Origin of the sequence: Streptomyces pactum, assembly GCF_002005225.1 — a bacterium.
GTDB classification, from domain to species: domain Bacteria; phylum Actinomycetota; class Actinomycetes; order Streptomycetales; family Streptomycetaceae; genus Streptomyces; species Streptomyces pactum_A.
The window spans coordinates 3,462,176-3,482,313 of the sequence record NZ_CP019724.1 but is presented as its reverse complement, the minus strand read 5'-3'; the positions used below and the strand labels follow the sequence as shown (position 1 = coordinate 3,482,313).

19 protein-coding genes and 1 riboswitch are annotated in these 20,138 nt (G+C 72.8%); of the genes, 14 read left to right on the top strand and 5 right to left on the bottom strand.

What is annotated here, in order from left to right; genetic code table 11:
* Positions 1-38: 38 nt before the first annotated feature.
* Genes B1H29_RS14250 through B1H29_RS14235 form a run of 4 tightly spaced genes read left to right on the top strand, consistent with a single transcriptional unit; the run spans position 39 to position 5,644 of the window.
* On the top strand, positions 39-1,571 hold the full coding sequence (locus B1H29_RS14250) for a GMC family oxidoreductase (protein WP_055418253.1): 1,533 nt from the start codon (positions 39-41) through the stop codon (positions 1,569-1,571).
* The gene (locus B1H29_RS14245; protein WP_079160220.1) at positions 1,568-2,743 is read left to right on the top strand and encodes a quaternary amine ABC transporter ATP-binding protein; all 1,176 of its coding nucleotides are present in this window, start codon (positions 1,568-1,570) and stop codon (positions 2,741-2,743) included. The genes B1H29_RS14250 and B1H29_RS14245 overlap by 4 nt, the downstream gene beginning before the upstream one ends.
* Positions 2,743-4,686 (top strand): ABC transporter permease, encoded by a 1,944-nt coding sequence (locus B1H29_RS14240; protein ID WP_055418252.1) that lies wholly within the window; start codon positions 2,743-2,745, stop codon positions 4,684-4,686. Before B1H29_RS14245 ends, B1H29_RS14240 begins: the two co-directional genes overlap by 1 nt.
* A gap of 1 nt (position 4,687) precedes the next feature.
* Complete coding sequence (locus B1H29_RS14235; RefSeq protein WP_055418251.1) at positions 4,688-5,644, top strand: ABC transporter substrate-binding protein; 957 nt, start codon at positions 4,688-4,690, stop codon at positions 5,642-5,644.
* A 3-nt stretch (positions 5,645-5,647) separates the two neighbouring features.
* Here the strand turns inward: B1H29_RS14235 and B1H29_RS14230 are convergent, their stop codons facing one another.
* Together B1H29_RS14230 and B1H29_RS14225 are read right to left on the bottom strand one after the other, a co-directional pair.
* Complete coding sequence (locus tag B1H29_RS14230) at positions 5,648-6,400, bottom strand: isocitrate lyase/PEP mutase family protein (protein ID WP_234393012.1); 753 nt, start codon at positions 6,398-6,400, stop codon at positions 5,648-5,650.
* A complete protein-coding gene (locus B1H29_RS14225) occupies positions 6,397-6,915 on the bottom strand; it encodes a carboxymuconolactone decarboxylase family protein (RefSeq protein WP_055418249.1) in 519 nt (172 codons plus the stop codon). Before B1H29_RS14225 ends, B1H29_RS14230 begins: the two co-directional genes overlap by 4 nt.
* Positions 6,916-6,962: 47 nt before the next feature.
* Between B1H29_RS14225 and B1H29_RS14220 the strand changes: the two genes are divergently transcribed.
* The 6 genes from B1H29_RS14220 (at position 6,963) to B1H29_RS14195 (ending at position 13,458) form a co-directional block, all read left to right on the top strand.
* Positions 6,963-8,354: a PLP-dependent aminotransferase family protein gene (locus tag B1H29_RS14220; RefSeq protein WP_055418248.1), complete on the top strand. Its 1,392-nt coding sequence runs from the start codon at positions 6,963-6,965 to the stop codon at positions 8,352-8,354.
* A 78-nt stretch (positions 8,355-8,432) separates the two neighbouring features.
* Positions 8,433-8,795, top strand: coding sequence for a hypothetical protein (locus B1H29_RS14215; protein WP_055418247.1), 363 nt, complete (start codon positions 8,433-8,435; stop codon positions 8,793-8,795).
* Positions 8,796-8,803: 8 nt separating this feature from the next.
* Positions 8,804-9,988 carry a glutathionylspermidine synthase family protein gene (locus B1H29_RS14210; RefSeq protein WP_055418246.1) on the top strand — a complete coding sequence of 395 codons (1,185 nt, stop codon included), beginning with the start codon at positions 8,804-8,806 and terminating at the stop codon, positions 9,986-9,988.
* Between the two features lie 68 nt (positions 9,989-10,056).
* A riboswitch (ZMP/ZTP riboswitch) is annotated at positions 10,057-10,143 on the top strand.
* A gap of 36 nt (positions 10,144-10,179) precedes the next feature.
* Complete coding sequence (locus tag B1H29_RS14205) at positions 10,180-11,625, top strand: glycine hydroxymethyltransferase (protein ID WP_055418245.1); 1,446 nt, start codon at positions 10,180-10,182, stop codon at positions 11,623-11,625.
* 53 nt (positions 11,626-11,678) lie between these two features.
* Positions 11,679-12,692, top strand: a complete 1,014-nt coding sequence (gene trpS, locus B1H29_RS14200) for a tryptophan--tRNA ligase (protein ID WP_055418956.1) — start codon at positions 11,679-11,681, stop codon at positions 12,690-12,692.
* A 187-nt stretch (positions 12,693-12,879) separates the two neighbouring features.
* Complete coding sequence (locus B1H29_RS14195; protein WP_055418244.1) at positions 12,880-13,458, top strand: 2'-5' RNA ligase family protein; 579 nt, start codon at positions 12,880-12,882, stop codon at positions 13,456-13,458.
* A 126-nt stretch (positions 13,459-13,584) separates the two neighbouring features.
* Here B1H29_RS14195 and B1H29_RS14190 read toward each other — a convergent pair whose 3' ends face one another.
* Positions 13,585-14,340 (bottom strand): decaprenylphospho-beta-D-erythro-pentofuranosid-2-ulose 2-reductase, encoded by a 756-nt coding sequence (locus B1H29_RS14190; protein ID WP_055418243.1) that lies wholly within the window; start codon positions 14,338-14,340, stop codon positions 13,585-13,587.
* A 42-nt stretch (positions 14,341-14,382) separates the two neighbouring features.
* On the bottom strand, positions 14,383-15,774 hold the full coding sequence (locus B1H29_RS14185; RefSeq protein WP_055418242.1) for an FAD-binding oxidoreductase: 1,392 nt from the start codon (positions 15,772-15,774) through the stop codon (positions 14,383-14,385).
* Positions 15,775-15,907: 133 nt separating this feature from the next.
* Between B1H29_RS14185 and B1H29_RS14180 the strand changes: the two genes are divergently transcribed.
* Genes B1H29_RS14180 through B1H29_RS14165 form a run of 4 tightly spaced genes read left to right on the top strand, consistent with a single transcriptional unit; the run spans position 15,908 to position 18,807 of the window.
* Entirely contained in the window at positions 15,908-16,417 is a 510-nt protein-coding gene (locus tag B1H29_RS14180; protein WP_055418241.1) for a phosphatase PAP2 family protein, read from the top strand.
* A complete protein-coding gene (locus tag B1H29_RS14175) occupies positions 16,410-17,360 on the top strand; it encodes a decaprenyl-phosphate phosphoribosyltransferase (protein WP_055418240.1) in 951 nt (316 codons plus the stop codon). The genes B1H29_RS14180 and B1H29_RS14175 overlap by 8 nt, the downstream gene beginning before the upstream one ends.
* Positions 17,354-17,824, top strand: coding sequence for a GtrA family protein (locus B1H29_RS14170; protein WP_055418239.1), 471 nt, complete (start codon positions 17,354-17,356; stop codon positions 17,822-17,824). The genes B1H29_RS14175 and B1H29_RS14170 overlap by 7 nt, the downstream gene beginning before the upstream one ends.
* Positions 17,812-18,807, top strand: coding sequence for a YihY/virulence factor BrkB family protein (locus B1H29_RS14165; RefSeq protein ID WP_055418238.1), 996 nt, complete (start codon positions 17,812-17,814; stop codon positions 18,805-18,807). Before B1H29_RS14170 ends, B1H29_RS14165 begins: the two co-directional genes overlap by 13 nt.
* Here the strand turns inward: B1H29_RS14165 and B1H29_RS14160 are convergent.
* Entirely contained in the window at positions 18,755-20,047 is a 1,293-nt protein-coding gene (locus B1H29_RS14160) for a D-alanyl-D-alanine carboxypeptidase family protein (RefSeq protein WP_055418237.1), read from the bottom strand. The genes B1H29_RS14165 and B1H29_RS14160 overlap by 53 nt on opposite strands.
* Positions 20,048-20,138: the final 91 nt, after the last annotated feature.

Here is a 20,138-nt window from a genome sequence, read left to right as displayed (position 1 = left end):
GCCCGGCTCCCCGTCCGCTCACCCTCTGGAGTACCCCCATGCCCGAGACCTCCCACGTCTACGACTACGTCGTCATAGGCGGCGGCACCGCGGGATCGGTGATCGCCTCCCGCCTCACCGAGAACCCGGACGTCACCGTCGCCGTCATCGAGGGCGGCCCCAGCGACGTCGGCCGCGACGACGTGCTGACCCTGCGCCGCTGGATGGGCCTGCTCGGCGGGGAGCTGGACTACGACTACCCCACCACCGAGCAGCCACGCGGCAATTCGCACATCCGGCACAGCCGCGCCCGGGTGCTCGGCGGCTGCTCCTCCCACAACACCCTCATCGCCTTCAAGCCGCTGCCGTCCGACTGGGACGAGTGGGAGGCGGCCGGCGCCAAGGGCTGGGGCGCGGTGCCGATGGAGGCGTACTACGCGCGCCTGAAGAACAACGTCGTCCCGGTCGACGAGAAGGACCGGAACGCCATCGCCCGCGACTTCGTCGACTCCGCGCAGAAGGCCCTGGAGGTCCCCCGCGTCGAGGGCTTCAACAAGAAGCCGTTCACCGAGGGGGTCGGCTTCTTCGACCTCGCCTACCACCCCGAGAACAACAAGCGTTCGTCGGCTTCCGTGGCGTACCTGCACCCGGTGATGGACGAGCGGCCCAACCTCACGATCATGCTGGAGACCTGGGCGTACAAGCTCCAGCTCGACGGCGTCCGCGCCGAGGGCGTCCACGTCCGCACCAAGGACGGCGAGGAGATCCTCGTCGAGGCACGCAACGAGGTCGTGCTGTGCGCCGGCGCCGTGGACTCCCCGCGCCTGCTGATGCACTCCGGCATCGGCCCCCGCGAGGACCTCGAAGCCCTCGGCATACCCGTGGCGCTCGACCTGCCCGGCGTCGGCGAGAACCTGCTCGACCACCCCGAGTCGGTGATCGTGTGGGAGACCGACGGCCCCATCCCGGAGAACTCCGCGATGGACTCCGACGCAGGTCTGTTCGTGCGCCGCGACCCCGGACACGCGGGCCCGGACCTGATGTTCCACTTCTACCAGATCCCGTTCACGGACAACCCGGAGCGCCTCGGCTACGAGCGCCCGGAGTTCGGCGTCTCCATGACCCCGAACATCCCCAAGCCGAAGTCCCGCGGCCGCCTCTACCTGACCAGCGCCGACCCGTCCGTGAAGCCCGCCCTGGACTTCCGCTACTTCACCGACGAGGACGACTACGACGGCCGCACCCTCGTCGACGGCATCAGGATCGCGCGCGAGGTCGCCAAGACCGAGCCGCTGGCCGGCTGGCTCAAGCGCGAGGTCTGCCCCGGCCCGGACGTCACCGGCGACGAGGAACTGAGCGAGTACGCCCGCAAGGTCGCCCACACCGTCTACCACCCGGCGGGCACCTGCAAGATGGGCGCCGCCACCGACGAGCTGGCCGTCGTCGACCCCGAGCTGCGCGTCCGGGGTCTGCAGGGCATCCGCATCGCCGACGCCTCCGTCTTCCCGACCATGCCCGCCGTGAACCCGATGATCGGCGTCCTCATGGTCGGAGAGCGTGCCGTCGAGCTGATCGGTGGTGACGCCCGATGAGCACCACCACCAGCGCCGGTACGCCGCCGGGTACACCCGAGGCCACCGATGCCACCACCCCGGTCTTCTCCGTGGACGGCCTGTGGAAGGTCTTCGGACCCAAGGCCGCCCGGGTCCCCGCCGACCCGGAGCTCGCCGCCCTGAGCCCGGCCGAGCTGCGCTCGCGCACCCGCTGCACGGCCGCCGTGGCCGACGTCTCCTTCGACGTGCACAAGGGCGAGGTCTTCGTCGTCATGGGCCTGTCCGGCTCCGGCAAGTCCACCCTCGTACGCTGTCTGACCCGGCTGATCGAGCCGACCGCCGGCTCCCTCGCCATCGACGGCGAGGACGTCCGCGCCATGGACAAGTCCCGGCTGCGCGAACTGCGCCGCCACCGCGCCGCGATGGTCTTCCAGCACTTCGGCCTGCTCCCGCACCGCACGGTCCTGGACAACGTGGCGTACGGCCTGGAGGTCCAGGGCATGGGCCGCGCCGAACGCCGCGAGCGCGCCGCCGCCATCGTCGCCAAGGTCGGCCTCCAGGGCCTGGAGCAGCGCAGGCCCGGCCAGCTCTCCGGCGGTCAGCGCCAGCGCGTCGGCCTCGCCCGCGCCCTCGCCGTCGACCCCGAGGTCCTGCTCTTCGACGAGCCGTTCAGCGCGCTCGACCCGCTGATCCGGCGGGACATGCAGGAGGAGGTCGTCCGGCTGCACCGCGAGGAGGGCCGCACGATGGTCTTCATCACCCACGACCTCCAGGAAGCTCTCAAGCTGGGCGACCGCATCGCCCTGATGCGCGACGGCCGCGTCGTGCAGCTCGGCACCCCGGAGGAGATCGTCGGCTCGCCCGCCGACGACTACGTCCGCGAGTTCGTCCGCGACGTCCCCCGTGAGCAGGTCCTCACCGTCCGCACCGCCATGCGCCCCGCCTCCTCGGCCGACGAGGCCGGCACCGGCCCCGCCCTGCGGCCCGACGCCACGGTGTCACAGGCCATCGAGGCCGTCGCCCGGGCCGGCTCCCCGGCCCGCGTGATGGACGACGGCCGCTGCCTCGGCGTGGTCGACGCGGACGCCCTGCTCGGCGTCGTCGCCGGGACCGGCGGCGCACCCCGCGAGGCCACGGAACGCCCCGGGGAGGCTGATGGCCCCGGGACCGATCTCGCCAAGGGGGCGGATCAGCGCAAGGAGGCGGTCTGATGGCCACGGTCACCGCAACCGCCGCCCGCCCCGCCCTCCCCGGCGCCCTGCGCCGGCCGGCCGCCCGCAAGCTGCTGGTCCTGGCCCTCGCCGCCGCGGTCCTCGTCCCCGTCGCCGTCACCCAGTGGGGCGGCACCGCCTGGCCGGGCGCCCTCACCGTCGACGTGTCCGAGCCGCTCGGCAGGGCCAGCGACTGGATCATCGACAACCGCGACAGCCACCCGCTGTTCCTCTACTTCTTCGGCCACGTCAGCAACGTCGTCGTGATCGCCGTACGCGCCGTGTACCTGGCCCTCCTCGCCGTCGGCTGGGCCGGGGTCACCGCGATCGGCGCCCTGGTCGCGTGGCGCGTGGCCGGTGTGAAGCTGGCCGTCGGCACCGCGGCCGCGTTCCTGGCCTGCGGGCTGCTCGGCATGTGGGTGCCGACCATGCAGACCCTCGCGCTGATGGTCGTCGCCGTGCTCGCGTCGGTCGCCGTGGGCGCCCTGCTGGGCCTGGCCGCCGGCCTCTCCGACCGGATGGACCGCGTCCTGCGCCCGGTGCTCGACACCATGCAGGTGCTGCCCGCCTTCGCCTACCTCCTCCCCGTCGTCCTGGTCTTCGGCATCGGCGTCCCCGCCGCCGTCCTGGCCACCGTCGTCTACGCCGCCCCGCCCATGGCCCGGCTCACCGCCCTCGGCCTGCGCGGCGCCGACAAGGAGGTCCTCGAGGCCGTCGAGTCCCTCGGCACCACCGCCCGCCAGCGGCTGCTGACCGCCCGCGTCCCGCTGGCCCGCAAGGAACTCCTCCTCGGCGTCAACCAGACGATCATGATGGCGCTCTCGATGGCCGTCATCGCCTCCGTCATCGGCGCCGGCGGCCTCGGCGACCGCGTCTACCAGGCGCTCGCCTCGGTCGACGTGGGCGCGGCCCTCGCGGCCGGCATCCCGATCGTGCTGCTCGCCGTCGTCCTGGACCGTGTGACCGGCGCGGCGGGGGAGCGGCTCGGCGAGTCCGGGAAGTCCCCGGTGACCTGGCTGTACGCCCTGGCCGCCGCCGCGGTCGTCGCGGCCGCCGGACGGATCGCCGGCTTCCTGGAGTGGCCCGACGCGTGGGAGGTGGACATCGCCGAGTCCGTCAACCGGGCCGTCGACTGGATGACCGCCCACCTGTACTCCGGCGTCCCCGTCGTCGGCGGCACCGGCGACTGGGCCGCCCACTTCACCAGTTGGATCCTCAACCCGCTCCGGGACGGCCTCCAGTGGCTGCCCTGGTGGTCCGTACTCCTGATCGTCGCCGCCCTGGCCTGGCTGATCGGCACCTGGCGCACCGCGCTCACCGCCGTCCTCGCCATGGCCGCGATCGGCGTGCTCGGCGTGTGGAACCCGTCCCTGGACACGCTCTCGCAGGTCCTCGCCGCCGTCGCCGTGACCCTGGTCATCGGCTTCGCGACGGGCATCGCGGCCGCCCGCAGCGACCGCTTCGAGCGCGCGCTGCGGCCGGTGCTGGACGTCTTCCAGACGATGCCGCAGTTCGTGTACCTCATCCCGGTCGTCGCCCTCTTCGGCGTGGGCCGCGCGCCCGCCGCGGCCGCCGCGGTCGTCTACGCCCTCCCGGCCGTCGTCCGCATCACCGCCCAGGGCCTGCGCCAGGTCGACCCGGCCGCGCTGGAGTCGGCCCGTTCGCTCGGCGCCACCAGCGGGCAGCAACTGCGCCAGGTCCAGCTCCCGCTGGCCCGCCGGTCGCTGCTGCTCGCCGTCAACCAGGGCGTCGTCCTGGTCCTCGCCGTCGTCATCATCGGCGGCCTGGTCGGCGGTGGCGCGCTCGGCTACCAGGTCGTCTTCGGCCTGGCCCAGGGCGACCTGGCGACCGGCCTGGTGGCCGGCGCGGCGATCGTCTGCCTCGGCCTGATGCTCGACCGGGTCACCCAGCCGACCGAACGCCGTCCGAGGAAGGGAGCCTGACATGCGGATGCGTACGACCTCCGCCCTCGCGGGCGTGGCCGCGCTGACGCTGCTGACCGGCTGCGGCGCCGCCGACATGACCAAGCAGGCGTCCCCGTTCGCCAACGCCCAGGGCGCCAGGACGGTGACCCTCTCCGTGCAGTCCTGGGTCGGCGCCCAGGCCAACGTGGCCGTCGCCCAGTACCTGCTGGAGCACGAGCTCGGCTACCGCGTCGACACCGTCCAGGTCGACGAGGTCCCCGCGTGGGACGCGCTCAGCCAGGGCCGCGTCGACGCCATCCTGGAGGACTGGGGCCACCCCGAACAGGAGCAGCGCTACGTCCGGGACAAGGAGACCATCGCCCCCGGCGGCGACCTCGGCGTCACCGGGCACATCGGCTGGTTCGTCCCGACGTACTTCGCGAAGAAGCACCCGGACGTGACGGACTGGAAGAACCTCGACAAGTACGCGGAGCTGATGCGCACCGCGGAGAGCGGCGACAAGGGCCAGCTCATGGACGGCTCCCCGTCCTACGTCACCAACGACAAGGCCCTGGTGAAGAACCTGGACCTGGACTACAAGGTCGTCTTCGCCGGCTCCGAGGCCGCCCAGATCACCCAGATCGAGCAGTTCGCCAAGGAGAAGAAGCCCTTCCTGACCTACTGGTACACCCCCCAGTGGCTCTTCGAGAAGGTCCCGATGACCGAGGTGAAGCTGCCGCCCTACAAGGAGGGCTGCGACGCCGACCCGGCGAAGGTCGAATGCGCCTACCCGGTCACCGATCTCCAGAAGTACCTCAACGCCGACTTCGCGGAGGACGGCGGCGAGGCGGCGGAGTTCCTCAAGCGGTTCAAGTGGACGACCGAGGACCAGAACCAGGTGTCCCTGATGATCGCCGAGCGGAAGATGCGGCCCGAGGAGGCGGCGAAGAAGTGGGTGGACAGCCACGAGTCCGTCTGGAAGAAGTGGCTGCCCTGACCCTCACCTCAGCAGTTCCGCCGCGATCTCCCGCACCGCGCGCTCCGCGCGCCGCTGGAGTCCCGGCCCGAACGTGATCCGGGTGGCCCCGAGTTCGCCGAGCCTTCTCAGCTCGGCGGAGGCGGGGCCCTCCCCGGGCCGCCCGCCGACGTTCACCGGCCCCTGGATGCCGGACCGCAGCAGCGGCAGTACGCCGACGGGGGCGCCGATCGGATACACGCAGTCGGCGCCCGCGGCGACGTACAGCGCGGCCCGCTCGATCGCCGCCGCCGGGTCGTCGACGCCCCTGACGAAGGTGTCGATCCGGGCGTTGACGAACAGCCGGTCCCCGGCCACCGCCCGCACCTCGGCCAGCCACTCCGCGTGCTCCCGCGGGTCCTTGAGCACCCCGTTCGCGGAGTCCTCCAGGTTGCAGCCCACGGCGCCCGCCTCCAGCAGCCGCTCCACCAGTTCCTTCGGCGCCAGCCCGTACCCGTCCTCGACGTCCGCCGACACGGGCACGTCCACGGCCCGCACGATCCGCGCCACCGCCGCGAACATCTCGTCGGCCGGGGTCGCCCCGTCCTCGTACCCGAGACAGGCCGCGACCCCCGCGCTGGGCGTCGCGAGCGCCGGGAACCCCGCCTCCGCGAAGACGCGGGCGCTCGCCGCGTCCCAGGGGCCGGGCAGGACGAGGGGGTCGCCGGGCGCCCGCCCGTGGTGCAGGTCCCGGAAGCGGTCCGCCCCGGTCGCCCGGTCCGCCACAGGGCCCGTCACCCGTGCTGTCCCGGCGTGTAGTGCCCCGGCGTCAGCCGGCAGGCCACACCGAACCGGTTCCAGGCGTTGATCACCGTGATCGCGGCGATCAGGTGGGCCAGCTCGGTCTCGTCGAAGGACTTGGCCGCCTTCTCGTACACGCCGTCCGGCACGAATCCGTCCGTCAGCACGGTCACCGCCTCGGTCAGCTCGATCGCCGCGAGCTCCCGCTCCGTGTAGAAGTGCCGCGACTCCTCCCAGGCGGCGAGCTGCACGATCCGCTCCACGCTCTCCCCGGCGGCGAGCGCGTCCTTGGTGTGCATGTCCAGGCAGAAGGCGCAGTGGTTGAGCTGGGAGGCGCGGATCTTCACCAGTTCCTTCAGCTTCGGGTCCAGACCCTGGCCCGCGGCCTTCTCCAGTCGCAGCATCGCCTTCCAGACCTCGGGGGCGTGCCTGGCCCACTCCAGCCGGGGCGCCTCCTCGGCGGCGAAGGGACCGGGTCCGGGTGCGGTGGTGGTGTGCTCGTTCGTCGTCATGGCTTCGAGACTAGAAGCGAGGCAGCCCAGGAGTATGGTCCATTTCCATGGGGAAATCATGGGCCACTTTCGGCGTCGACCTGCACCTGGACCGGTCCGGCACCGGGCTGCGCCGCGGCCTCACCGACGCCCTGCGCGAGGCCGTCCGCAGCGGGCGGCTGGCACCCGGAACCAGGCTGCCCTCCTCACGCTCGCTCGCCGCCGACCTGGACGTGGCGCGCAACACGGTGGCCGAGGTCTACGCCGATCTGGTCGCCGAGGGCTGGCTCGCCGCCCGCCAGGGGTCGGGGACCCGGGTCGCCGACCGGACGCCCGCCGCCCCCGGGCACCGGCCGGCACCGCACCGGCGGGAACCGGCCCGGCCCGCCTACGACCTGGTCCCCGGCACGCCCGAACTCGCGTCGTTCCCCCGCGCCCAGTGGCTGCGGGCGGCCCGCCGCGCCCTGACCGCCGCCCCCGACCAGGCCCTCGGCTACGGCGACCCCCGCGGCCGCGTCGAACTGCGCACCGCGCTCGCCGGCTACCTCTCCCGCGCCCGCGGCGTGCACGCCGACCCCGACCGGATCGTCGTCTGCGCCGGATTCCTCGGCGGCCTCGGCGTACTCGCCGAACTGCTGCGCCGCGCGGGAGTGCGCTCCGTGGCGGTCGAGTCCTACGGCCTGCCCCACCACCGCCGGCTGCTCACCCGCGCGGGCCACGTGACGCCCCCGCTGCCCTTCGACGACCGCGGCACCCGTCCCCCCGACGACGACCCGGCCACCTCCGGGGCCGTCCTGCTCACCCCCTCCCACCAGTTCCCGATGGGCCTGCCCCTGCTCCCCGAACGCCGCACGGCCCTGATCGACCGGGCCCGCCGCACCGGCGGGCTGATCCTGGAGGACGACTACGACGGCGAGTTCCGCTACGACCGCCAGCCCGTCGGCGCCCTCCAGGGCCTGGACCCCGACCGCGTCGTCTACCTGGGCACCGCCAGCAAGTCCCTCGCCCCCGCCCTGCGTCTGGGCTGGCTGGTGCTGCCGCCGTCGCTCGTCGAGGGGGCCATGGATCACATGGCGGGCCGCACCCCGGGCGTCCTGGACCAGCTCACCCTCGCGGAGTTCCTCGGCTCCGGCGACTACGACCGGCACGTCAGGGCCGCCCGTCTGCGCTACCGGCGCCGCCGTGACGCTCTGGTCGCCGCCCTCGCCGAGCGCGCCCCCGAGGTGCGCGTCACCGGCATCGCCGCCGGACTGCACGCCGTCCTCCGACTGCCCCCCGGCACCGAGCAGCAGACCGTCCGGGCGGCCGCCTGGCAGGGACTCGCGGTCCACGGTCTGTCCATGTTCCGGCACCCGGACGCCGCCGTCGCCCCGCTGGACGCCCTCGTCGTCGGCTACGGCACCCCGCCCGACCACGCCTGGGCGGGGGCCCTGGACGCGCTGTGCCGGTCGCTGCCGTAGAGTCCACCCGCGGCACGGGCCGTACACTCGATCGGCCCAACTGTCGTACACCTGCACGGACAACGGGGAGAGAAGGAAATGGCAGAGACCCGGCGACGGCTGCGGTCGAGCACCGTGGTGCTCGGTGGCATGGGAGTGCTCGCGGCGGCCCTGAGCGCGTGCGGCTCGGACCCCGACCGCCGCTGCGTGGACCGCGACAATTACGACTACATCAACGGCTACAAGGTCGTCGCCGACAAGAACTGCAAGTCGGGCTCCTCCGGCGGCTCGTACGGCAAGGGCGGCAACAAGAGGTCCGGCTCGTCGAAGGTGTCCGACGCCGACTGGTACTACGACGCCGACGTCAGCAACGGCTGGGCCGACTACGGCACCTTCAGCCGCGACGAGGCCGTCGACCGCGGCGGCTTCGGCTGCTCCGGCTCCGGCAGCGGCGGCGGCTGAGGCCGGCCGTGGAACGCCGTACGACCGAGCCCCGCCCCGGCTGGCAGCAGACCGTGGAGGAGCAGGGCTGCATCTACCCCCTGACCCGCTACCCCGACGGCTCCCTGCGCCCCTACTGGGACGAGAGCGCCTACTACGTCTTCTCCCTGCCCGAGGTCGAGGCGCTGGAGGAGGTCGTCGAGGAACTCCACCGCATGTGCCTGGCGGCCGCCGAGCACATCGTCACCGCCGGCCGCTTCGCCGACCTCGGCATCACCGACCCGCGGGTGGTCCGCGCCGTCACCGAGGCCTGGCACCGCCGCGCCGAGCTCCCCTCCGTGTACGCCCGCTTCGACCTGCGCTACGACGGCACGGGGCCCGCCAAGCTCCTGGAGTACAACGCGGACACCCCGACCTCCCTCGTCGAGGCCGCGTCCCCGCAGTGGTTCTGGATGGAGGCCGGCTTCCCCGGCGCCGACCAGTGGAACAGCCTCCACGAGCGTCTGATCGACGCCTGGAAGAAGCAGTCCGCCCTCCTCCCGCCCGGCAGCCCGCTGTACTTCGCGAACTCCGAGGCCGACGAGCTGGGCGAGGACCTGATGACGGTCGCCTACCTCAAGGAGACCGCCGAACAGGCCGGCCTGGCCACCGAGTGGATCTCCATGGAGGAGATCGGCTGGGACCGCCTCTCCGGACGCTTCGTCGACGGCAAGCTCCGCTTCATCCGCAGCATCTTCAAGCTCTACCCCTGGGAGTGGCTCACCACCGACCGCTTCGCCGACCACGTCCTGGACACCCTCGACAACGGCGGCGGTACCGGCACCACCCTGTGGATCGAGCCCGCCTGGAAGATGCTGCTCAGCAACAAGGCCCTGCTGGCGATACTCTGGGAGCTCTACCCGGGCCACCCGAACCTGTTGCCGGCCTACCTGGACGGCCCACGCGAAATGGCCCGCACCACCGGCTACGTCGCCAAGCCCCTGCTGGGCCGCGAGGGCGCCGGCGTCACGATCCACCGTCCCGGCACGGAGGCCGTCGAGCCCACCGAACCGTGCTGCTACCAGGAGCTGGCCCCGCTCCCGGACTTCGACGGCAACCGGGTCGTCCTGGGCGCGTGGGTGGTCGAGAACGAGTCGGCGGGACTGGGCATCAGGGAGTCGAGCGGCCTGGTGACGGACGAGTACGCGAGATTCCTGCCCCACGTGATCCTCTAGAGACGGCCACCCGGACGCTCCCGCATCGCGGACACCGACGGCACCGGCGAAGCGCACCCGGTACGCTGACCCCGGGCCGTGACTGGCGCGCTGGGATGGGACCAACCATCGGGGAGCGGCCCGAGCAACGAGAGCCGTGCGCCTGGGCCGTCCGTACCGTGAACGCTGACTGTCAACGTCCGGAGGCTCCCGTGCCCGCAGAAATCTCCCCCGAGTCCACCGCCTACCGCGCCGCCCTCGACGTCATCCGCGCCGTCGAGCCGCGCGTCGCCGACGCGATCGGCCAGGAGGTCGCCGACCAGCGCGAGATGCTCAAGCTGATCGCCTCGGAGAACTACGCCTCCCCGGCCACGCTGCTGGCGATGGGCAACTGGTTCAGCGACAAGTACGCCGAGGGCACCATCGGCCGCCGCTTCTACGCCGGCTGCCGCAACGTCGACACGGTCGAGTCCCTCGCCGCCGAGCACGCCCGCGAGCTCTTCGGCGCCCGCCACGCCTACGTCCAGCCGCACTCCGGCATCGACGCCAACCTCGTGGCCTTCTGGGCCGTCCTCGGCGCCCGCGTCGAGGTGCCCTTCCTGGAGAAGGCCGGCGCCCGCCAGGTCAACGACCTGACCGACGCCGACTGGGCCGAGCTGCGACGCGCCTTCGGCAACCAGCGCATGCTCGGCATGTCCCTGGACGCCGGCGGCCACCTCACCCACGGCTTCCGTCCGAACATCTCCGGCAAGATGTTCGACCAGCGCTCCTACGGCACCGACCCGGCCACCGGCCTCATCGACTACGAGGCCCTGCGCGCCTCGGCCCGCGAGTTCAAGCCGCTGATCATCGTCGCCGGCTACTCCGCGTACCCCCGGCTGGTGAACTTCCGGATCATGCGCGAGATCGCCGACGAGGTCGGCGCGACCCTCATGGTCGACATGGCGCACTTCGCCGGTCTCGTCGCGGGCAAGGTCCTCACCGGCGACTTCGACCCGGTCCCGCACGCCCAGATCGTGACGACGACCACCCACAAGTCGCTGCGCGGCCCGCGCGGCGGCATGGTCCTGTGCGACGACTCCCTCAAGGACCAGGTCGACCGCGGCTGCCCGATGGTGCTCGGCGGCCCCCTCCCGCACGTCATGGCCGCCAAGGCCGTCGCCCTCGCCGAGGCCCGGCAGCCCGCGTTCCAGGACTACGCCCAGCACATCGTCGACAACGCCCGCGCCCTCGCCGAGGGCCTGACGCGACGCGGCGCCACCCTGGTGACCGGCGGCACGGACAACCACCTGAACCTGATCGACGTGACGTCCTCCTACGGCCTCACCGGCCGCCAGGCCGAGGCCGCCCTCCTGGACTCCGGCATCGTCACCAACCGCAACGCCATCCCGGCCGACCCGAACGGCGCCTGGTACACCTCCGGCATCCGCATCGGCACCCCGGCGCTCACCACGCGCGGCCTGGGCACGGCCGAGATGGACGAGGTGGCGGGCCTGATCGACCGCGTCCTGACCACCACCGAGCCGGGCACCACCAAGTCGGGCGCCCCCTCGAAGGCCGCCCACGTCCTCGACGCCAAGGTCGCGGACGAGATCTCCCACCGCGCCACGGACCTGGTGGCGGGTTTCCCGCTGTACGCGGAGATCGACCTCGGCTGACCGCCGCCGACCGGGGGAACGAGCCTGCGGCGGAACCTGAGAGAATGGCGGGCATGGCGAATGACCGACCCCGCGTGCTCTCCGGAATCCAGCCCACCGCAGGCTCGTTCCACCTCGGCAACTACCTCGGCGCCGTCCGCCAGTGGGTGGCCCTCCAGGAGACCCACGACGCGTTCTACATGGTCGTCGACCTGCACGCGATCACGGTCCCGCAGGACCCGAAGGAGCTGCGCGCCAACACCCGGCTCGCCACCGCCCAGCTCCTGGCCGCCGGTCTGGACCCGGAGCGCTGCACGCTCTTCGTCCAGAGCCACGTCCCCGAGCACGCCCAGCTCGCCTGGGTCATGAACTGCCTCACCGGCTTCGGTGAGGCCTCCCGCATGACCCAGTTCAAGGACAAGTCCGCGAAGCAGGGCACCGACCGCGCCTCCGTCGGCCTGTTCACGTACCCAGTCCTCCAGGTCGCGGACATCCTGCTCTACCAGGCCGACGAGGTCCCCGTCGGCGAGGACCAGCGCCAGCACATCGAGCTGACCCGCGACCTGGCCGAGCGCTTCAACGGCCGCTTCGGCGAGGCCTTCACCGTGCCCTCCGCGTACATCCTCAAGGAGACGGCGAAGATCTACGACCTCCAGGACCCGTCGGTCAAGATGAGCAAGTCGGCGTCCACGCCGAAGGGCCTCATCAACCTCCTGGACGAGCCCAAGGCCACCGCCAAGAAGGTCAGGAGCGCGGTCACCGACACGGACACCGTGATCCGCTTCGACCCGGAGAACAAGCCGGGCGTCAGCAACCTCCTCTCCATCTACTCCACCCTCACGGGGGCGCAAGTCGCCGAACTGGAGGAGAAGTACGCCGGCAAGGGCTACGGTGCGCTCAAGACGGACCTCGCCGAGGTCATGGTCGAGTTCGTGACCCCCTTCCGGGAGCGCACCCAGCAGTACCTGGACGACCCGGAGACGCTCGACTCGATCCTCGCCAAGGGCGCGGAGAAGGCGCGTGCCGTGGCCGCGGAGACCCTCTCCCGGACGTACGACCTGGTGGGCTTTCTGCCCGCCAAGCACTGACCCGCGGCACCGCCCCGACCAGTGCCCCGGCACCGGCCCCGGCATCCCGTGCGCCCCGGCACGCCGCCGGAGCGCTGCACATCACTCCGGTTGCGCCTGCCCCGGGCACGGTCGTGGCCGTACAGTCGATAACCGGGTGTCCGACCCAGCGACATACGACGAGTGACACGTAACGACAGGAGACGACGTGGGGACCGTAACGATCGGCGTGTCGATCGCGGTCCCGGAGCCTCACGGCAGCAAGCTCCAGGAGCTGCGCGCGGGCTTCGGCGACGCCGCCGCTCACGGCATCCCCACGCATGTCACCCTGCTGCCGCCGACCGAGGTGGACGGCGCGGCGCTGCCCGCGATCGAGGCGCACCTGGCGGAGGTGGCGGCGCGCGGCCGGCCCTTCCCGATGCGGCTGTCCGGCACCGGGACCTTCCGCCCGCTGTCACCCGTGGTCTTCGTCCAGGTGGTCGAGGGCGCCGCGGCCTGCTCCTGGCTGCAGAAGCGGGTCCGCGACGCCTCCGGGCCGGTGGCCCGCGAACTGCAGTTCCCGTACCACCCGCACGTCACCGTGGCGCACGGCATCGAGGAGGCGGCGATGGACCGCGCCTTCGAGGAGCTGGCCGACTACGAGGCCCAGTGGCCCTGCACCGGCTTCGCGCTCTACGAGCAGGGCGGCGACGGGGTGTGGCGCCAACTGCGCGAGTTCCCCTTCGGCAGCGCCACGGTGCCCCCGCAGTCGGAACGCGTGGAGAGCGGCTCCCTGCCCGCCCGGTAGCCGCCCGCGTCCGGTTGGCGCTCGTCCGGGGGATGCCTGCCCGGTAGCCGCCCGTCCGGCGGATGCCCGTACGGTAGGCGCCCGCCCGGTAGACGCCGCCCGGCGCGCCCGCCGGGCGGACCCGGCTCACACCGGCAGCCGCCGGAACACCGCCCGCGGCAGATGCCGCAGCGCCGACATCACCACGCGCAGCGCGCCCGGCACCCACACCGTCTCCGAGCGCCGCCGCAGCCCCAGCTCGATGGCCGTGGCGACCGCCTCCGGCGTGGTGGCGAGCGGTGCCTCCGCCATCCCGGCGGTCATCCGCGACCGGACGAACCCGGGCCGTACGACCATGACGTGCACGCCCGTGCCGTGCAGCGCGTCGCCGAGACCCTGTGCGAAGACGTCCAGGCCGGCCTTGCTGGAGCCGTAGATGAAGTTGGCGCGACGGGCCCGCTCCCCGGCGACGGAGGAGAGCACCACCAGCGAGCCGTGGCCCTGCGCCTGGAGCGCGCGGGCGCTGACCAGCCCGGCCGAGACCGCGCCGGTGTAGTTGGTCTGCGCGACCCGCACCGCGTTCAGCGGCTCGCGCTCGTCGTGCGCCTGGTCGCCCAGGACGCCGAAGGCCAGCAGCACCAGGTCGATGTCGCCCTCGGCGAAGACCTTGCCGAGCACCGCCTCGTGGGACTCGGGGTCGAGCGCGTCGAAGGCGACGGTGCGCACCTCGGCGCCGAGGCCGCGCAGCTCCTCGGCCGCCGCGTCCAGTGCGGGGGAGGGGCGGCCGGCCAGCCACACGCCGCGGGTGCGGCGGGCGACCAGACGGCGCGCGGTGGCGAGCGCGATCTCGGACGTACCGCCGAGGACGAGAAGGGACTGGGGGATGCCGAAGGCGTCCTTCACGACAGCTCCTGGGGTTCTGGAGGGGGGCGCCCGAAATGGTTGCTAGAGGCCGAGGCGCCGGGACAGGTCCGAGACGAACACCCCGCGCGGGTCCAGCTCCGCGCGCAGCGCGCGGAAGTCGTCCAGGCGCGGGTACATCGCGGCGAGCAGCTCGGGCCGCAGCCGGGAGTCCTTGGCGAGGTAGACCCGCCCGCCGGCCCCCGCGACCTCCTCGTCGAGGCCGTCGAGGAAGGCGCCGAGGCCCGGCAGACCCGCCGGGATGTCCAGGGCGAGGGTCCAGCCGGGCACGGGGAAGGAGAGCCAGCCCGGGTCCGCCTGTCCGAACCGCTTGAGGACGGCCAGGAACGACGGGCAGCGGTGGGCGGAGATGCGCCGCACGATCCGGCGCAGGGCGTCCTCCTGGTCGTGGCCTACGACGAACTGGTACTGCACGAAGCCGCCGCGGCCGTAGATCCGGTTCCAGTGCGGGACGCCGTCCAGCGGGTGGAAGAAGGTGGAGATCCGCTGGAGCCGCCCCCGGCTCTCCCGGGGGGCCTTGCGGTACCAGAGTTCGTTGAAGAGGCCCACCGTCGTCCGGCTCAGCAGCCCGTCCGGGACGAGGTCGGGGGCGGCCGGGAGGCGGGAGGTGCGGAAGGCCAGCGGCTCCCGCCGCGCCCGGGAGCCCCGCGGCAGCGCGTCCAGCGGGGCGTGGTCGCCGCGGGTGAGCACCGCGCGGCCGGTCGCCGCGCCGCGCGCCAGGAGGTCGATCCAGGCGACCGAGTAGCGGTAGCGGTGGTCGCCGGCCGTCAGGCGGGCCATGAGGTCGTCCAGGTCGGCGGCGCGCTCGGTGTCGACCGACATCAGCGCGGTCTCGACCGGCTCGAGCCGCACGGTCGCGGTGAGGATCACCCCGGTCAGGCCCATGCCGCCGGCGGTCGCGTCGAACAGCGGCGTGCCCCGGTCCACGGTGCGGACCCGGCCGTCGGCGGTGAGCAGCTCGAACGACAGCACGTGCCGGGCGAAGGACCCAGACACGTGGTGGTTCTTGCCGTGGATGTCCGCGCCGATCGCCCCGCCGACCGTCACATAGCGGGTGCCGGGCGTCACCGGCACGAACCAGCCGAGCGGCAGCAGCACCTCCATCAGCCGGTGCAGGGAGATTCCCGCGTCGCAGAGCACGGTGCCGCCGTCCGCGTCGATGGCGTGGACGCGGTCCAGCGCAGTCATGTCCAGCACGGCGCCACCCGCGTTCTGCGCGGCGTCCCCGTACGCCCGCCCCAGGCCCCTGGGGATGCCACCGCGGGCCCCGCAGTCCCGGACGGCGACGGCGGCCTCCTCGTACGTCCGCGGGCGGATCAGCCGGGCGGCGGTGGGCGCGGTGCGGCCCCAGCCGGTGACGGGGCCCCAGTCGGCGTCGAGGCCGCGGTCGGCGTCGGGAACGGTGTCGGCAGACATGGCGGTGACCGTATCGCCCTCGCGTCAGCGATTAGTTCCAGAACATCCTGTCCGTCCCTGAAACGGGTGATTAATGGTATGTCGCTCGATATTGCCGGACTTCCCGCGCGGTCGGCGTGAACAGTGGGTCCACATGGACGACCTCGACGACATGGACCACCGGATCGTCACGGCGCTCAGAGCCCGCGGCGCGGACCCGCGCGTGGCCGGTGCCGCGCGCGCCCTGTCCTGGGCCGGGGAGCACGGGGCGCTGTGGCTCGCGGCGGGCCTCGCCGGAGCCGCCGTGGACGGCACCCGGCGCGCGGCCTGGCTGCGCGGCACCGCGCTCACCGCGGGCGCCCACCTCGCCAGCATGGGCGTGAAGCGGGTCGTGCGCCGCCCTCGTCCCGGACACGTCGTACCCCTGGTACGCACCGCCGGCCGGCACTCGTTCCCCAGCTCCCACGCGACCTCGGCCGCGGCGGCCGCCGTGGCCTTCGGCGCGCTCGGCGTCCACGCCGTCTGGCCGCTCGCCGCCGCGGTGTGCGTCTCCCGGCTGGTCGTCGGCGTCCACTACCCCTCCGACGTCGCGGCGGGCGCCGCCCTGGGCGCGCTCACGGCCCGGCTCGGCACCGACTGGATGCGCGGAGGAACCCGTGACTGACACCGCCGTCCTCGGGCAACGCGCCCCCGAGCGGCAGCGGGAACCCGCGCCGCCCCGCCGGACGGGCATCCCGGCGGGCCTGCTGCGGACCGCACGCCCCCGCCAGTGGATCAAGAACGTCCTGGTCGTCGCGGCTCCGGCCGCCGCCGGCGAACTGTTCGCCTGGCACACCCTGTCCCGGCTCGCCCTGGTCTTCGTCCTGTTCACCGCCTGCGCCGCCGCCGTCTACCTCGTCAACGACGCCCGCGACGCCGAGGCCGACCGCGCCCACCCGGTCAAGCGGCACCGCCCGGTCGCCGCCGGACAGGTCCCGGTACCGGTCGCCTACGCCGTCGGGGGCGCCCTGGGCGTCGTCGCGCCCGTCGTGGCGGCCTGGCTGTGCCCGCCGGCCGTCGCGGCCCTGCTGACCGCCTACCTCGCCATGCAACTGGCGTACTGCATCAGCCTCAAGCACGTCCTGGTCGTCGACCTCGCCGTCGTCACCACGGGCTTCCTGATGCGGGCGATGATCGGCGGACTCGCGCTCGGCATCCCCCTGTCGCGCTGGTTCCTCATCACGACCGGTTTCGGCGCGCTGTTCATGGTCTCCGCCAAGCGCTACTCCGAAGCCGTGCAGATGGCCGAAAAGGCGGGTGCCACGCGCGCGTTGCTCACCGAGTACACCACCGGCTACCTCCGCTTCGTCTGGCAGCTCGCGGCCGGCGTCGCCGTCCTCGGCTACTGCCTGTGGGCCATGGAGGAGGGCGGCGTCCCGCACACCAGCGTGCTGCCCTGGCGCCAGCTCTCCATGGTCGCCTTCATCCTCGCCGTCCTGCGCTACGCCGTCTTCGCCGACCGCGGCACCGCCGGCGAACCCGAGGACGTCGTCCTGCGCGACCGGGCGCTGGCGCTGATCGGTGTGGTGTGGGTGGCGATGTACGGCCTGGCGGTGGCCAATTGGTGACCGGCCGGCGCGAACTGCTGGGCTTCGCCTCCGCCGGGCTCCTCGCCTACGCCGTCGACCTCGGCCTCTTCCTCTGCCTGCGCGGCCCGGCCGGACTCGACCCGCTCACCGCCAAGGCCCTGTCGTTCGTCGCCGGCTGCTCCGTGGCGTACGCGGGCAACGCCTTCGGCACCTACCGGCACACCCGCCCGCAGGGCCTGCGCCCGTACGCCGTGTTCTTCGCGGTGAACGCCGCGGGCGCCGCCGTACAACTGCTGTGCCTGACCGTCAGCCACTACGGCCTCGGCCTCACCTCGCAGCGCGCCGACACGGTCTCCGGGGCGGGAATCGGCATGGTGCTCGCCACCATCCTGCGTTTCTGGGGCACAAGGACACTGGTCTTCCGTACCGGGGCAGGAACCGGTGGCACGACGGGATCATGGACCCAGGCGAGCGGGGGCAGAGTCGGATCATGGACTGGCTGAAGAAGCTCCCCGTGGTCGGGCCGTGGCTGGCGCGGCTGATGACCACGCACGCGTGGCGCTCGTACGAGCGGCTGGACCGGGTGAAGTGGACGAGGCTGGCCGCCGCCATGACCTTCACCAGCTTCGTCGCGCTCTTCCCGCTGCTCAGCCTGGCCGCTGCCATCGCCGCCGCCACGCTCAGCGAGGACCAGCAGGACAAGCTCCAGGACAAGATCGCCGAGCAGATCCCCGGCATCTCCGACCAGCTCGACATCCAGAGTCTGATCGACAACGCCGGCACCGTCGGCCTCATCGCCGGTGCCCTGCTGCTCTTCACCGGCATGAGCTGGGTCGACGCCACCCGGGGCTGCCTGCGCGCCGTCTGGGAGCTGCCCGACGAGGACGAGAACCCCGTCCTGCGCCGGGCCAAGGACGCCGGCGTCCTCGTCGGTCTCGGCGGCGCGCTCCTGGTCACCGTCGGCATCTCCACCGTCGCCTCGGCGCTGGTCGGCTGGATCATCCGCCAGCTCGGCATCGCCGGGGGCGGCTTCGGCGGGGTGCTGCTCTACGTCGCCGCGTTCGCCGTCGCCGTACTCGCCGACTTCCTGCTGCTGCTGTACGTCCTGACCCTGCTCCCCGGCGTCCAGCCCGCGCGCCGCCGCCTGGTGGTGGCGGCGCTGATCGGCGCGATCGGCTTCGAGCTGCTGAAGCTGCTGCTGAGCGGCTACATGCAGGGCGTCGCCGCGAAGAGCATGTACGGCGCCTTCGGCGTCCCCGTCGCTCTGCTGCTGTGGATCAACTTCACCTCGAAGCTGGTGCTGTTCTGCGCCTCCTGGACGGCGACGGGGAGCAAGGAGCAGGAAGTGGCGGAGCAGGAAGTGGCGGAGCAGGGCAGGAAGGAGCAGGGCAGGAAGGAGCAGGACGGGAGGGAACGGGACGGTCGGGAGGGCGTCAGGGGCGCGTCCGGCGACGGACCAGGTCCGGCAGCGGCCACTTCCGGTTGATCAGGAACGCACCGCCCGCGAGCAGGACCAGCACCCCGGCGGTGATGCCGGCCGCGACGCCGACACCGCCGGCGCCGTTCGCGGCCGGAGCGCCCGCCACCGGCTTCGTGCCCGCCGCGCCCTTCCCGGTGCCGCCGGCCTCCCCGGAGCTGTTCGGACCCGGCTGCGGGCTCTGCTGGGCGGCGCTCTTCGGGGGCACCAGCTCACCGACCGGCTTCACTTTCCCGGCCGCCTGGAAGCCCCAGTCGAACAGGCGGGCGGCCTCCTTGTAGACCTCGTTGTGCTCGTCCTTCGCCGGGTTCATGACCGTGACGAGCAGTACCTTGCCGCCCTGCTCGGCGACGCCCGTGAAGGTGTAGCCCGCGTTGGTGGTGTAGCCGTTCTTCACGCCCGCGATGCCCGGGTAGACCTCGACGTCCGAGTCGCCGGCGAGCAGCCGGTTGGTGTTCTGGATCTCGAAGGGCTTGCGGGACGTCTTGCCCTTCTTGTCCTTCTTCGTCTCGCCCGGGAACTTCGTGCTGACCGTCGAGGCGTACTCCCGGAAGTCCTTCTTCTGCAGCCCCGAGCGGGCGAACAGCGTCAGGTCGTACGCCGAGGAGACCTGTTCGGGCGCGTCGTAGCCGTCGGGGCTGACCACGTGGGTGTCGAGGGCCTGGAGCTCCTCGGCGTGCTCGTTCATCTCCGCCACGGTGTTCTCGACGCCGCCGTTCATCGCGGACAGCACGTGCACGGCGTCGTTGCCGGAGCGCAGGAAGACACCGAGCCACAGGTCGTGGACGGTGTAGGTCTCGTCCTCCTTGACGCCGACCATGCTGGAGCCGGCGCCGATGCCCGCGAGGTCGGAGGGGACGACTTTGTGCTTGGTCGTCTTCGGCCACTTCGGCAGCAGCGTGTCGGCGAACAGCATCTTCAGCGTGCTCGCCGGGGCCAGCCGCCAGTGCGCGTTGTGCGCGGCGAGCACGTCGCCGGACTCGGCGTCGGCCACGATCCACGAACGGGCGGTGAGGTCCTTCGGCAGCACGGGCGCCCCGCCCGCCAGATCCACCTGCGTCCCCGGCTTCCCGAGCCGCGCGCCGCCCACGGTCGACATCGACGCCGGGGGAGTGGCCGACGGGCTCGCCGAGGGACTGGCCGACGGGCCCGGGGCGGCGAGCGCGGCGGGTGAGACGACGAGGAGAGCGGTCAGGGCGGCGGAGGTGACCGTCAGGGATCGCCGGACGGCCTTCTTGGGTGCGGGCACGAGCGAGAACGTACCTCCCGCGTGCGGCGCCGTCCCAGCCCTCCGGCCACCCCGCGCACGGATCCGGACAGCGTGCGGCGATACTGAAACC